Annotated in this window: 11 protein-coding genes; 3 read left to right on the forward strand and 8 right to left on the reverse strand. The window is 66.5% G+C overall.

Annotated elements, in window-relative coordinates; genetic code table 11:
* The 3 genes from ACO6D6_RS05565 to ACO6D6_RS05575 form a co-directional block, all read left to right on the forward strand.
* Positions 1-503: hypothetical protein (locus tag ACO6D6_RS05565; protein ID WP_484783949.1), on the forward strand; the 503-nt coding region annotated here is incomplete at its 5' end.
* A 327-nt stretch (positions 504-830) separates the two neighbouring features.
* Positions 831-1,115: a metalloregulator ArsR/SmtB family transcription factor gene (locus ACO6D6_RS05570; RefSeq protein WP_484783950.1), complete on the forward strand. Its 285-nt coding sequence runs from the start codon at positions 831-833 to the stop codon at positions 1,113-1,115.
* A gap of 18 nt (positions 1,116-1,133) precedes the next feature.
* Positions 1,134-1,829, forward strand: coding sequence for a hypothetical protein (locus tag ACO6D6_RS05575; RefSeq protein ID WP_484783952.1), 696 nt, complete (start codon positions 1,134-1,136; stop codon positions 1,827-1,829).
* Positions 1,830-1,976: 147 nt separating this feature from the next.
* Here the strand turns inward: ACO6D6_RS05575 and ACO6D6_RS05580 are convergent, their stop codons facing one another.
* The 8 genes from ACO6D6_RS05580 to ACO6D6_RS05615 form a co-directional block, all read right to left on the reverse strand.
* Complete coding sequence (locus tag ACO6D6_RS05580; protein WP_484783953.1) at positions 1,977-2,315, reverse strand: hypothetical protein; 339 nt, start codon at positions 2,313-2,315, stop codon at positions 1,977-1,979.
* A gap of 4 nt (positions 2,316-2,319) precedes the next feature.
* The gene (locus ACO6D6_RS05585) at positions 2,320-3,921 is read right to left on the reverse strand and encodes an alcohol dehydrogenase catalytic domain-containing protein (protein WP_484783955.1); all 1,602 of its coding nucleotides are present in this window, start codon (positions 3,919-3,921) and stop codon (positions 2,320-2,322) included.
* Positions 3,922-3,946: 25 nt separating this feature from the next.
* Positions 3,947-4,951: an SDR family NAD(P)-dependent oxidoreductase gene (locus ACO6D6_RS05590; protein WP_484783956.1), complete on the reverse strand. Its 1,005-nt coding sequence runs from the start codon at positions 4,949-4,951 to the stop codon at positions 3,947-3,949.
* Positions 4,952-4,973: 22 nt separating this feature from the next.
* On the reverse strand, positions 4,974-6,278 hold the full coding sequence (locus ACO6D6_RS05595; protein ID WP_484783957.1) for a PHP domain-containing protein: 1,305 nt from the start codon (positions 6,276-6,278) through the stop codon (positions 4,974-4,976).
* A gap of 301 nt (positions 6,279-6,579) precedes the next feature.
* Positions 6,580-9,039 carry an alpha-ketoacid dehydrogenase subunit alpha/beta gene (locus ACO6D6_RS05600; RefSeq protein ID WP_484783958.1) on the reverse strand — a complete coding sequence of 820 codons (2,460 nt, stop codon included), beginning with the start codon at positions 9,037-9,039 and terminating at the stop codon, positions 6,580-6,582.
* A 26-nt stretch (positions 9,040-9,065) separates the two neighbouring features.
* A complete protein-coding gene (gene lpdA / locus ACO6D6_RS05605; RefSeq protein ID WP_484783960.1) occupies positions 9,066-10,433 on the reverse strand; it encodes a dihydrolipoyl dehydrogenase in 1,368 nt (455 codons plus the stop codon).
* 11 nt (positions 10,434-10,444) lie between these two features.
* The gene (locus ACO6D6_RS05610) at positions 10,445-11,800 is read right to left on the reverse strand and encodes a dihydrolipoamide acetyltransferase family protein (protein WP_484783961.1); all 1,356 of its coding nucleotides are present in this window, start codon (positions 11,798-11,800) and stop codon (positions 10,445-10,447) included.
* 10 nt (positions 11,801-11,810) lie between these two features.
* Positions 11,811-12,563, reverse strand: coding sequence for a DeoR/GlpR family DNA-binding transcription regulator (locus tag ACO6D6_RS05615; protein WP_484783963.1), 753 nt, complete (start codon positions 12,561-12,563; stop codon positions 11,811-11,813).
* Positions 12,564-13,238: the final 675 nt, after the last annotated feature.

A 13,238-nucleotide genomic window follows, 5' to 3' on the forward strand; every position in this document is an offset into this window, starting at 1 on the left:
TGTTGAAACTGGACCCAACCGACACAGAACGAACACAAGCCCGCCACACCATCACCACAGCACTAGCACTCGAAACCACCCCGGAGGAGGTCAACGATCTAATCGACGCGCTGTTGAAACTGGACCCAACCGACACAGAACGAACACAAGCCCGCCACACCATCACTACAGCACTAGCACTCGAAACCACCCCGCGGGAGATCAACGATCTAATCGACGCGCTGTTGAAACTGGACCCAACCGACACGGAACGAACACAAGCCCGCCACACCATCACTACAGCACTAGCACTACCCAAAACCAACCCAAGGGAGGTCAAATATCTAATCAACGCACTGTTGAAACTGGACCCAACCGACACGGAACGAACACAAGCCCGCCACACCATCACCACAGCACTCAATAACGCCGATTCAAGCATACTTCACGAACTAGTGGGTCTTCTGCGTCGGCTCACCCCGGTCCACGACTGGCTTACGACGCTCGGCATTGAAAACGCGTGATCGCGGCGCACCCACGAGCGCCGGGTATCACTGATAGCGCCCGCCATTGATCGGGCGGACTGAATCTTCAAAACACATATCGTCCCTGTTCTCTTCGCGGCGCGGAGCCAGGACACGCGCGTGCCGCCCGTACAGGCCCTCAAATACGCGAAACGATTCCGGCGGGACTGCTCAGGCGGACCGCCGACGCTGCTCCCGAAGCGGGCGGGGCACCGGTAGTGCGTCGCTTCACGACTCCCTGCAGGCCCACGCACTCCAACTCGCCTGGATCAGCGTTCGCCTCGGTCTGGACTTGTCGCGGGCGCTTCCCGAGAGTACTATTTCGTTATGACCCGAAATACCGAAGGATGTTATGGGGAGGCCCATGCGGCGCTGGCGCACGTGACCCGTTCCGAGATCCTCAACTACCTCAAGGACAAGGACTACGTCCGCGCCGGCCAGATCGCCGAGGACCTGGGCATCGCCAACTCCACGCTCTCCGGTCATCTCAAGGTCATGAAGAGCGCGGGGCTGCTCGTCTCGCGCCAGCTGGGCACAGAGGTGCAGTACCGCGCCAACCTGTCCACCATCGAGGACCTCATCTTGTCCCTGAAGTCATTCCTCACGCGCTGACCCCGGAAGGAGAACCCCATGTCCACCACCTCGACCCCAACGACGTCCCGGACGCCCCGCACCGGGTTCATCGTCTGCCTCGTCATCGCCATCGCTCTGCTCGTCGTGAGCATCATCGCCTACCCGCACATGGCCCCGGAACTCGTCACCCGCCCCGCCGGTAACGGTCACGGCGAGAACAGTCCCAGCCGCGAGTTCACCGCCTTCGTTCCTCCTCTCATCCTGGTGGTGGTCGCGGGGCTCGTCGCTCTCGCACCACGCTTCAACCCGCGCTTCCTCGAACGCTTCCCCGCGGGCGCCGTCGCCAACACCGAGAACTCAACAAAGGTCCTCAACTGCGTCCTGGTGCTGGTCGGCGTCCTGATCGCCGCCCTGCACCTCGGGCTCATCGCCCTCTACGTGGGCTTCAACGCGCCCCTGGAAGCCATCATGACGACGGCCGCCGGCATCGTTGTCACCGGCCTGGGAGCCGTCCTACCCTGGACCCGCCCCGAGGGACGATTCAACAACCCCACCCTCGAGCACTACCGTGCCGGAAGCGCCCGCGCCTACCGCCCGGCCGGATACCTGCTCATGGCCGCCGGCGTACTCACGATCGTCCTGGCCTGGCTTTCCCCGACAGCCGCAATGATCGTCGGCATCGGCTCCCTCGTCGCGGCATTCAGTCTCATCGCGGTGCGTGGGATCCGTTCCGCGGCCTCTCCCCGGGATTAGACGGGCGAAGCCGAACCGGACTCAAAACGTAATAGACAGTCAGGGATCGGTTGACCAAGGCTTATTCACGACCACCCTAAAATGTGCTCTGACTAGGGCATTTGCTGGTCGACACGCCATCTGTGAATAAGCCTCACTGTATGACGGTCACTCGCCTTCATCTTCGAGAACCGCGTGAACATCATCGCTCGTCACAACCCTGCCGGGGCGACGCCCCAACTGGGCAAACTCGCTGACAACCGGTAGCCGCTCCTCAGCGTCGATACGCGCCCCTCGCAGCACGAGTCGCGACACGGCCTCCCCCAGGCTCAGGTGCTCCCGCCGAGCTAGCTCGCGGGCAGCAACGACAGCTTCCTCATCCAGCATCAGCGTGGTGCGCCCCATGCCATCACCTCCCGCATCACGACTCGATTGCGATGCTACCGCGGTGGAGACGAGGAACCGCTGGTCGTGGAAACCAACGATCCACGACCAGCGATCGTTCACGGGATCACTCCCCCGCCAGCAGAGCCTCCTCAGCCTCCTTCGTCCAGCGATCGTTCTTCAGTTTCGCCGCGACGTGCGGGAGTCTGGTCTCCAGCTCGGCCAGGCGGATCAGGCCGAGGTCGTGCAGCGACGGGAAGACCATGATCTTTCCTCCCGAGGTGCGGTTGATGACCGAACCGATGGCATCGGCGAAACCCGCCATGCCGGTGATGGCGTCGAGGGAGATGGTGGTGTCGATCACACCGTCCTCGATCTTCCGCAGCACCGTGCGCATGTCCGAGACATCCGAACCGGAGGTGCCCAGCATGAACACGCGGCGCTCAATGATGCCCTGGAGGTCGAAGTCACCGAAGGTGCCCGCGGGGATGCCCGCGAAGGCGTTGACGATTGCGCCCTCGCCGGCCAGGTCGACGGCCTGCGAGACCAGAGCCGGCACCGGCACCATGCAGGACAGGTGGGTGTAGCCGGGTTTCAGCGGGGCGACGCTGGTATTGACGATCTCCAGCGGCACCTCCCGGGCCTCGGCCACCGGCCCCACGACCCCGCGCAGGTGCTCCAGGCGTTCGTCGCTCACGTCGGTGCCCGTGACGGTGACGCCCGGCACCCCGGAGGTGACGGCCCGCATGGTGTGCATCTGCCCCATCGGGCCGGCGGCCCCGATGATCGCCACCTTGTCGCCGGTGCGCAGCTCACCCGTCGCGGGAATCCAGGCGTAGCCGTCGGCGGGATCATCGCCGGTGGTGCCACAGAACCGGATGAAGTCGTAGTGCACGCGACCGATGTCCAGACTCACCTTGCGGTCGATCCTCCCACCACCCAGCACAACACACAGCACACCGCGCGTGCCGAGCAGCTTCGCGCAGGCCTCGATCACCTCGGCGTCGGAGCAGAAACAAACGATGTCGTCGAAGCTCTCCCCGCCCAGCCCCGCGACCTCCTCCGGATCGGCCCGCACCGTCTCCGCGGGCCGGTGCTGCGACGTGAGGGAACCAAGCTCGCCGTCACCGACCACCAGCAGCCGGCCACCATCGGCGACGTGATCGCGTTCCGCCCACGCGTAGGAACCCTCCACGGTGGCCCACGGCTCGATCAACCCGACGGCGGCCGCCGACGGCCCGTCGGTGACGTGGATCAGGAACTCCTCACCCGACGGCGAGACCACGCAGCGTTCGTCGATGACGACGTACTCCTGCAGCGCACCCTCGAAGTTGTAGCCGAACGCACCATTCGATTTCGGTGTGCGCAGGTGCTTCCAGTCGGCCTGCACCAGCACCCGGTCCCCCACCTTGAAGTGCGTCACCTGTTCCCCGGCAGCGATGATGCGCCCCACCGGTTCATGACCGGGCACCGTCGCCTGCCCGCCCGGACGGTAGCCCGGGATCTCGGCGAGGGCCTCGGGCGCGATCCCCGAGATCACCTCCGCCTTGCGCGGGTGGGAATCGAAGGCGTGCAGCAGTTTGGTGTCGCTGAAGCAGATGCCGCAGGCCTCCACCTTGAGCAGCATCTGGTGGGGACCCACCTCGTCAACGGGTTTGGCGGGGTTGAGCACGAACTCGTCGACCCCGACGATCTGGATGGCGTGCTGGGTGGCGGGAATGTCACTCATGTTTTTTCCTTTGGTTTCTCGGGGTTCAGGCGTTGAGCATGACCTGGCCGCCCGTGACGGGCACGGCCTGGCCGGTTTCGTAGGCCTGTTCGACGATGTAGTAGATGGCGCGCAGCACGTCGATGCCGGTTGTGCCGCGGCGCATCGGCACCTTGGCCTCGTAGAACGCCCGCACTTCCTCGACAGTTTTCGCGCCGGGCACCTTCCCGGAATTGAGGTACTGCACGAACAGTCCCCGGTCGGGGTCGGACCACAGCGGGCCGTCGTAGAAGTTCCCGGGGCACACGGCGTTGACCTTGATGCCGTGTTCGACGAGTTCCAGCGCGAACGACTGCACCAGACCGATGCCGCCGAACTTGGAGCCGGCGTAGGCGGCGTTCTTGTTGGAGCCGACGAGCCCGGATTTCGAGTTGATCTGGATGATGTCGGTGAGCCACCCGGGAGCGGCCTCGTGCTGGCGTGCCAGGAGACCGCCCAGGTGTTTGGTGACGAGGAAGAACGCGACGTAGTTGATGTCGGTGGAGAGCTTGAACGCTGAGGCGTCCTGTTCCAGCACGGATCCGGCGCGCACGATCCCGGCGTTGGAGATCACCAGGTCGAGCCCACCCGCGACCCGCTCCACCTCGGCGGCCATCGCGGCGACGGATTCCTCGTCGGCGACGTTCACGGTGATGGGGTGGGTGAGATCCACGCCAAGTTCCGCGCACTTGGCGGCGGCCCCGTCGCCGTTGAGGTCGGCGATGAAGACGAAACAGCCCTGGTCGACAAGGCCCTTGGCGATCTCCGCGCCGAATCCCTGCGCACCGCCGGTGACCAGGGCGACGCGGCCGCTGATCTCGCGTTCACCGCGCGGGGTGGCGGTGACCTCGTAGGTCTCCTCCCCCAGCCGCACCACCACGGGCAGTGAGACATCGGCGGGGATGGTGGTCTCGTCGAGGACGATGGTGGCCTCGGCGTCGCTGGGGCGCACCAGGACGGGACGGTTCAGGGCGGTGAGGAACGCTCCCCTCACCTTAGGGGCATTGCTCATGGTGTTCTCCCGGTTTCAGGTTTCACAGTCTGGGGGCGGTGGCGGCGAGTTCGGTGGCGTCAGCGCCGTCGGCCAGGGCGCGGCCGAGGGGCGCGAACGCGGCGATGCGGGCGGCGAGCCGCTCGGGTCGTGGCCGGCCCTCGCCGAGGATGTGCAGCGACGGGTCGACGGAGGTCAGGGCCTCGTGGGCGACGAGTGCCCAGGTTGCCTCGTTGAGTGCCGCGAACCCGGGATCCCGCAACTCGGGGCAGGTGAACGACTGCCGGGGCTGGTTGATGTCCACCCCGGAGATCTCGTACATGCCGTGACGGGTGGCGAGGTCGTGGATGCGGCGCAGCTGCTGGGGGGTGTTGCGGGGTGGCATGTAGGTGACGGCCCGCAGTCCGCGTTCGGCCATGGCGTCGAACAGGTCGTCGAGGTAGTCGTCCTCGAACTTCTCGGCCTTCTTGTCGCCGGTCGGCGAGGCGGAGACATCACCGAGGTAGGCGTAGGTGGCGATCGCCCCGACGGAGTCGGCGAGGGCCACCACCTCCTCGGCGGTCGGGCATTCGTCGGCGGCGGGCTGGATGTAGATGCTGGCCAGGTATTCCGATTTCAGCACGCCCAACAGGTCGTAGGTCAGGTGCGGGTTGTCGGCATCGCCCAGGACGCCGGCGAGTTTCGCGGGGACGTCGATGCCCATGCCCTGTAGCCCCGCAACCAGGGCTTCACCGCGACCGAAACCGTCGATGAGGGCGTCGGCCATGGCCGCCAAGAGGTGGCGTTCGGTGATGCCTCCGCCGGTGGCGTACTGGGAACGGGACACCATGTCGGTCTGCGGGTCGAAGGGGGCCAGTCCGAGGCCGGTGAGGATGGAGTTCGCGGCTTCCGCCATCGCGAGGGTGCGCTCCAGCCGCGCTGCGCGCCGCGGGGCGAGCCACGCATCCACCTCCGCCCTGGCCGGGGCGGGGATTGCCTGCACGGTCATGTAGGCGATCCCCGCGGAGTCGGGGTTGTTGAGTTTCCTGGTGGCGAAGGGGCCGCCGGGGTCGAAGAAGGCGCGGCACTCGAACCCCGTCACGCTGCCCATTCCGAGGATGCGGGTGGCCTCGGTCATCTCGGCGGCGGCGGCAATGGAGTCGTGGTCGACGGAACCGACCACGCGCAACCCGGCACGCCTGGCGCCCAGGGCCGCACCGGAGGGGGTGTAGGGGCTGAAGGAATAGCAGGTGTGGATGTGGTTGTTGGATTCCACCACCCAGTCGGGGAAGGTCTCCTGGTCGGCGACGACCCGCAACGCCGCCAACCGTTCCTCGGGTGAGATCCCCGGGTCATTGATCTGGTTCATGTGTTTCCTGTTTCCTCTCTTCCCCATCGCTTCCCCAGAGCTGGTTGAGCCGGCTATGCCTTTCTCGAAGCCGGTTGAGCCGATCCGCGAGCGCCAGCGAGCAGATCGAGTCAAAACCAAGACGACCGCGCCCGAGAACCTGAACTCAGGTCTGCCTCCCGACCGCCGGATGGTTTCGACACGGGCCGCTCGTTCCTCACGACCCGGCTCAACCAGCTTCGGGAGGAGACGTCACAGTCCGGCTCAACCAGCTTCAGGAGGAGACATCGCAGTCCGGCTCAACCAACTTCGAGGGGTGGGTTCAGAGCCCTTCGCGGGTGCGGCGGGCCAGTTCGGCGGTGGTCTGGTTGCTGACGGTCACGTGACCCGGCAGCGGCAGGATCCGTTCGTGGACCGCGTCGACCAGCCACTCGGGCTGCGGGAAGAACTCCTTCTCCAGCTCCGCCGCCGGGGTGATGGCGTTGCGCGACCCCACCACCGTGACGGGCGCGTCAAGGTGATCGAACGCGATGCTCTGCACCTTGGACGCGACGTCATGCAGGAAGGAGCCGCGCTCCACCGCATCGGAGCTGAGCAGCAGCCGACCGGTTTTCTTCACCGACTCGACCACCGGGTCGAGGTTCAGCGGGGCGACGAACCGCAGATCGATGACCTCGACCGACAGCCCGTACTTCGACTGCAGGATGTCGGCGGCCTCGAGGGCGCGGTACAAGGTGGCGCCGAGGGTGGCGATGGTCAGGTCCGTGCCCTCGCGGCGAACCACCGGTTCCCCTTCCGGAACCTCGTAGTAGCCCTCCGGGACACCGCCGGGCTGGAACTCCTCGGCCTTGTCGTAGAGCAGCTGGGACTCGAAGAACACCACCGGGTCGGTGCCGCGCAACGCCAGGTTCATCATGCCCTTGGCGTCGTAGGGGGTGGCCGGGTAGTAGACCTTCAGACCGGGCATGTGTGCGCACAGCGCCGCCCAGTCCTGGGAGTGCTGGGCGCCGTACTTGTTTCCGACGCTGACACGGATCACCAGCGGCATCTCCAGCAGACCCGCGGACATCGCCTGCCACTTCGCGGCCTGGTTGAAGATCTCGTCGCCCGCGCGCCCCAGGAAGTCGCAGTACATCAGCTCCACCAGCGCGCGCCCCCCCGAGAGGGCGTAGCCGACACCGGCGCCGACGATCGCGGCCTCCGAGATGGGCGAGTTGAACAGGCGATGGTAGGGCAGCAGCTCCGTCAGGCCACGGTAGACGGCGAACGCGCCACCCCAGTCGCGGTTCTCCTCACCCCACGCGGCGAGCGTCGGGTCGGTGGCGAAGCGGTGCGCCACGGCCTCGAAGATCGCATCGCGGTAGGCGAAGGCCTTGTTCTTGGAGACCGGTTTGCCGTTCTCGTCGCGGGCGGTGCGGATCTTGTTCCTCAGCGCCTTGACGCGCGGATTCTCGGCCAGCGGGGTGAGCAGCTGCGGTTCCTCCTCCGACAGCTTCTCCTTGTTGCCGTTGCTGTACATCACCGTGTCGATGAAGTCCATGTGCACGCGCGGGCTGAGGTCCTCGTCGCGGGTCGCCAGGGCGATCACCTTGGTGAGACGCTCGTCGAACCTCTGCTGGATGGCGTCCACGTCGGCCTGGGTGAGCACCTTGTTCTTGATCAGGTAGGCGGCGTAGTTCTTGAGGCCGTCGTGGTTCTCCCACAGCTCCACCTCCTCGCGGGTGCGGTACGACGACGCGTCGGACGGGGAGTGCCCGGAGAAGCGGTAGGTGATGGTGTCGGTGAGCACCGGTCCGCGACCCGCATCGAGGAGTTCGCGTTTGCGGGCGACGGCGTCGGCGACGGCGAGCGGGTTGAGACCGTCGACGCGTTCGGCGTGCATGGCCTCCGGGTTCACGCCCATGCCGACGCGCGCCAGGATGTCGTAGCCCATGGTCTCGCCGGCGGTCTGGCCACCCATGCCGTAGAAGTTGTTGAAGAAGTTGAACCAGATCGGCGGGTTGCCCTCCACACCGTCCTTCCACAGGGTGCGGTACTGGTCCATGGCGGCCATCATCATGGATTCCCAGACGGGGCCGCAGCCCATGGATGCGTCACCGATGTTCGCGATCACGATGCCGGTCCGGCGGTTGATGCGTTTGAACAGCGCCGCTCCGGTGGCGATGTCCGCGGAGCCGCCGACGATGGCGTTGTTCGGCATGGAACCGAACGGGGTGAAGAAGGCGTGCATGGAACCGCCGAGGCCGCGGTTGAACCCGGCCTTGCGGGCGAAGGTTTCGGCGACGGCACCGTAGAGGATGAAGTTCTCGGCGACGTCGGCCAGGTCCTCCTTGGACACCTGCTCCGCGAAGGCGAGGGTTTCGCCGTCGAGGAAGGTCTTCATGATCTCTTCGAGGCGCTCCGGGTCAAGCTTGCGGGCGGCCGAGAAGCATTTGGCGAGGATCTCGCCGTGGCTGCGGTGGGAGCCGAAGACGAAGTCGTCGACCTCCAGCTGTGAGGCCTGCCCGACGACGGCGGACTCCTGGCCGATGCTCAGGTGCGCGGGGCCGCGGTGGTTGTATTCGACACCGTTCCAGGCGCCGGTGGTCTTGATGGAGTTGAGCATGGTCTCGAAAGACCTGACGGCGATCATGTCGTGCAGGATGTCGATGAGCCCCTGCTTGCCGTAGCGTTTCAGTTCCGCCTTGAAGTTGGGTTCGTAGGCGTTGACGGGGATCTCGGGCGCCGTGATGACGCCCTTGGCACGCACGTTCGTCGGATCGACGATGAGTGAGCGGGTCATGGTTTCGTTGTCTCTTTCCTTGTCGATCAGGCCTTGGCCGCCCAGGCGGCCTCGCGGATCAGTTCACTAACTGTGGGGTGGGGGAAGACGAGCTGGCGCAGGTCGGTGAGGTCCAGTTCGGTTTCCAGCACGGCGGAGGCGCCCCAGATCATCTCGGCGGCATAGCTGCCCAGCACATGGATGCCCAGCACCTGGTGGGTCTCGGCATCGAGGATGAGTTTGGCCAGTCCCGGGGCCTGGAGACCGTTCTCGGCCACGAACCGGCCGGACATGTAGCCGGGGACGCTCGCGGTGATGACGTCGCGGCCCGCCTTCCTGGCCGCGGCCTCGGTGAGTCCGATGCCGGCGCACTCGGGGGCGGTGTAGACGGCCCACGGGACGGTGTGCCAGCGCATCACCTCGCCGCGGCGGTGGGCCTCGGGGTCGAGGATGTTGGCGGCGGCCACCTCACCCATGCGGTAGGCGGCGTGGGCCAGCAGGCTGCGGCCGGTCACGTCCCCGATCGCCCACACGTTCGGCAGGTTGGTGCGCATCCGGTCGTCAACGACCACTCCACGGCCGGAGTACTCCAGGCCGGTGTTCTCCGCGCCCCAGCCGTCAACGGCGGGCCTGCGACCGACGGCCATCAACACGTAGTCGGCCTCGACGCTCTCCTCGGCGCCGTCGGCGGTGGTCCAGTTCACCTTTCCACCGTCGATGGAGGTGACCCGGCAGCCGAGCTTGAAGGTGACGTCCTTCAGGGCCTTGCGGAGCTGCGCGGCCACGTCGTCGTCGGCGAAGGGAACGATCTCGGGCAGCATCTCGATGACGGTGACCTGGGTGCCGAGCATGGAGTACAGCGAGGCGAACTCCACCCCGATGACGCCGCCGCCGATCACGGCCAGGCGTTCCGGGATCTCCGGCAGCGAGAGGGCGCCGGTGGAGTCGATGACCAACGGGTTGTCCTTGGCACCGGGGATGGGGGGCATCACGGGCACCGATCCGGTGGCGAGGATCACGTGGGTGGCGGTGTGGGTGGTGCCGTCGACGGTGACCCTTCCGGGGCCGTCGAAGGTGCCGTGGCCGTGCACGACGGTGACCCCGGCCTTCTTCTCGGTGGCGGCGACCCCGCCAACGAGGGTGGAGACCACCTTGTCCTTCCATTTCTGCAGGGCGGGCCAGTCGATATGGGCGCCGTCGATCTTCACCCCGAACTGGGCGCCGTGGCGGGCGTGGTCGTAGGTCTTGGCGGCCCCGAGGAGGGTTTTGGTGGGGATGCATCCCACGTTCAGGCAGGTACCACCCAGCGAGGCGGCCTCGACGAGGAGAACCTTCTTCCCCGCGTGGCCGAGCCGCTCGGCGGCGATGTAGCCGCCGGGTCCGCCGCCCAGCACGATGACGTCGTGGTCGGTCATTTTTCGTCCTCTCAGCTCAGGGCGGCCAGTTCGATGTTCTCGAGGAAGGCCACGAGGTCCTGCAGGAAACGGGCCGCGTCGGCGCCGTCGATGACCCGGTGGTCGGCGGTCAGCGACAACCCGATGCGCTGCTCGACGCGGACCTTGCCCTTCTCATCCGCGTAGGCACGGGGGAAGATGGCGTCGACACCGAGGATCGCGGTCTGGGGCACGTTCAGCAGCGGGGTGAAGTGTTCGATGCCGAAACCACCCAGGTTGGAGACGGTGAAGGTGGCCCCGCCCAGCAGGTCGGGGCTGATGCTGCCCTCGATGGCCTGCGCGGCGAGGTCCTTGCAGATCGCGGAGAACTTGCCGAGGCTGAGCTGCGAGGCGTTGCGCACCGTCGGGACGAGGAGGCCGCGGGGGGTGTCGCAGGCGAAACCGAGGTGGACCCGTTCGAAGGTGGTCAGCACGCCGTCCTCGAGGTGGGCGTTGTGGGCGGGGTGCTTGGCGGCGGTCCTGACGGCTGCGAAACCGACGAGGTCGCCGATGGTCACCTTGTTCAGGCCGAGCGCCGGGTCGGAGTTCTTCAGCTTCTTGCGCATGTCGAGGAGGCCCTGGGCCCGCGCGGTGGTGGTGTAGGTGAGCTGCGCGGAGCTGGCCAGGGAGTGCATCATCCGCTCGGAGATCACTTTGCGGATGCCCTTCAGCGGGGTGCTTGTGCTGGGTCCGGGGAAGTCCGGGTCGGCTCCCGCCACCGCCACGGGGGCCGGCGTGGAGGTTTCCTCCGCCGGTGCGGCGGGGGCGGCGAGGTCGGCCTGGCTGATGCGGCCACCGAGCCCGCTGCCCTGCCCCGCGACCGCTCCGGCCCGGGCCGCCGCCCTGGTGGTGGTCTCGGCGACAACGGCGACGTCGCGGGCGATCACGCGACCTCCGGGGCCGGTGCCCGCGGGAACAGCCGCGATGTCGATGCCCTCGGCGGCGGCCAGGTTGCGGGCGCGCGGACTGGAGCCGCGGTCGTCACCGGCCACGGATGCGCCGGTGACGACCGGCGCCGGGGGCTCGGCGGCCGCGACGGCGGTCTGTTCGGGGGTCTCTTCCTGCGCGGCACCGAAACCCACCTCCGCGAGCACGGGGGCGGGGTCCTCGCCGGGTTCCCCGACCACGAGGAGGGGCTGCATGACGGGGACGTCGTCGCCCTCGGCCCACAGCAGCTTCAGCACGGTCCCGGAGGCGGTGCTGGGCACCTCCATGGAGGCCTTGTCGGTCTCCACCTCGCAGAGGATGCCGTTCTCGGCGATGGTGTCGCCCTCCTTGACCAGCCAGGACACGATGAGACAGGACTCGACACTGTTCCCGAGGGCCGGCATGACTATGACGGTTGCCATTTGGTTTCTCCTAGACGATGCGAACGTGGGTGTGTTCCTTGAGGGCCTCCACGGCATCGTCGGGGAGACCGGAGTCGGTGATGATGCCGGTGATGGCATCCAGGGGCAGGAAGGAGACGAACCCCGCCTGCCCGAACTTGGAGGAATCGGCGACGAGCCAGGTCTCCTCAGCGCGTTCCCGCATGGTGGTGGCCACCTGCGCGCCTTCCACGAAACGCGTCGTCAGACCGCGTTCGGGAGAGAAACCGTCGGTGCCGAGGAAGGCGATGCGGGTGTTGAAATCGGCGATGGCGCGTTCCGCGAGGGGACCGACGAGGGATTCCGACTCGGGCCGGAACACCCCACCCGCCAGGATGATGTTCAGCGCTGGGTTGGCGCGGGCGTTGTTGAACACCAGCGTCGAGTTGGTGACGATCTGCACCCCTCGCCTGCCGGTCAGGTGCCGGGCGATCAGCGCCGCGGTGGTGCCGGCCTCGATCATGACGGTGTCGTCGTCGCCGATCAGTTCCGCGGCGGCCTGGGCGATCCTCTCCTTGGCCTCCAGGTTGACCTGCTGCCGCTGCAGGATTCCTTGGAGGGTGATGGGTCGCGCCCCACCCCGGGTGCGCACCAGCATGCCCTGCTGCTCAAGGGTGCGCAGGTGGCCGCGGATGGTCACCTCCGACACCCCGAAGTCGCTGGCCAGCCCGGAGACGCTCAGCCGTCCGTCGTCGGCAAGCTTCGCGAGGATCGCGCTCTCGCGTTCCGTGCGTTCCACCGCCATCGCTGGACCCTTCCGTTTGCTTACGAAACTCTTTCGAGATACCTACGATACCCCATCGTTTCTGGACGTCAAGAAACGGCAACGCAAGCTGGCCACGCCCCCCGTCGGGCCTCAGGGCAGCGCACCCGACGACCCTGGAGCTCGCCCCTCACCGCTGACTAGCACGAGCACGGCAGCTCCGACACCTGAGCCATGTCACAGCCATCCTTGTCAGTTTGTTTCGGTGCAGCCATCAGCCACAGAACGACAAGACGACAATTTCCCGTTCGTGAGCACCCGGCAGTTCTTTGCGCAACTCCCACGAACCCGTCGATGCACGAAACTCAGATTGGCCAAGGTATACTCTTGGCGGCGAAGGTTAACCTCATTCGATTTTCGCGTCCCCCAATCCCCTCAAGCAGCACTAGAAGACAACTTCAACAGGAGGCCCCGTGCCCTCGTCACGCCATTCCCGGCGCCGCCGCCCAAAAGTTGATTTATCAACCGTTAATGCCGACACCGAACTAGCGCTTGTCGACAACCTCGCCCCCGAGGAACGCCGGGCCTCGACCTCAGGTCGCTACTCCCCAACCCTGTTCTTGGTCGCCATTCTCTCGTCGATCGGCGTTCTTGCATACACGTGCTTCATCCTCAACCCCGCCTTCAGGGGTGACCTCATCCCTTGGCTCATCGTCA

It is taken from the genome of Arachnia sp., assembly GCF_057238465.1.

Coding starts and splice junctions, on each gene's coding strand:
- ACO6D6_RS05570 (WP_484783950.1), top strand. CDS start 831: ATGACCCGAAATACCGAAGGATGTTATGGGGAGGCCCATGCGGCGCTG.
- ACO6D6_RS05575 (WP_484783952.1), top strand. CDS start 1,134: ATGTCCACCACCTCGACCCCAACGACGTCCCGGACGCCCCGCACCGGG.
- ACO6D6_RS05585 (WP_484783955.1), bottom strand. CDS start 3,921: ATGAGTGACATTCCCGCCACCCAGCACGCCATCCAGATCGTCGGGGTC.
- ACO6D6_RS05590 (WP_484783956.1), bottom strand. CDS start 4,951: ATGAGCAATGCCCCTAAGGTGAGGGGAGCGTTCCTCACCGCCCTGAAC.
- ACO6D6_RS05595 (WP_484783957.1), bottom strand. CDS start 6,278: ATGAACCAGATCAATGACCCGGGGATCTCACCCGAGGAACGGTTGGCG.
- ACO6D6_RS05600 (WP_484783958.1), bottom strand. CDS start 9,039: ATGACCCGCTCACTCATCGTCGATCCGACGAACGTGCGTGCCAAGGGC.
- lpdA (WP_484783960.1), bottom strand. CDS start 10,433: ATGACCGACCACGACGTCATCGTGCTGGGCGGCGGACCCGGCGGCTAC.
- ACO6D6_RS05610 (WP_484783961.1), bottom strand. CDS start 11,800: ATGGCAACCGTCATAGTCATGCCGGCCCTCGGGAACAGTGTCGAGTCC.
- ACO6D6_RS05615 (WP_484783963.1), bottom strand. CDS start 12,563: ATGGCGGTGGAACGCACGGAACGCGAGAGCGCGATCCTCGCGAAGCTT.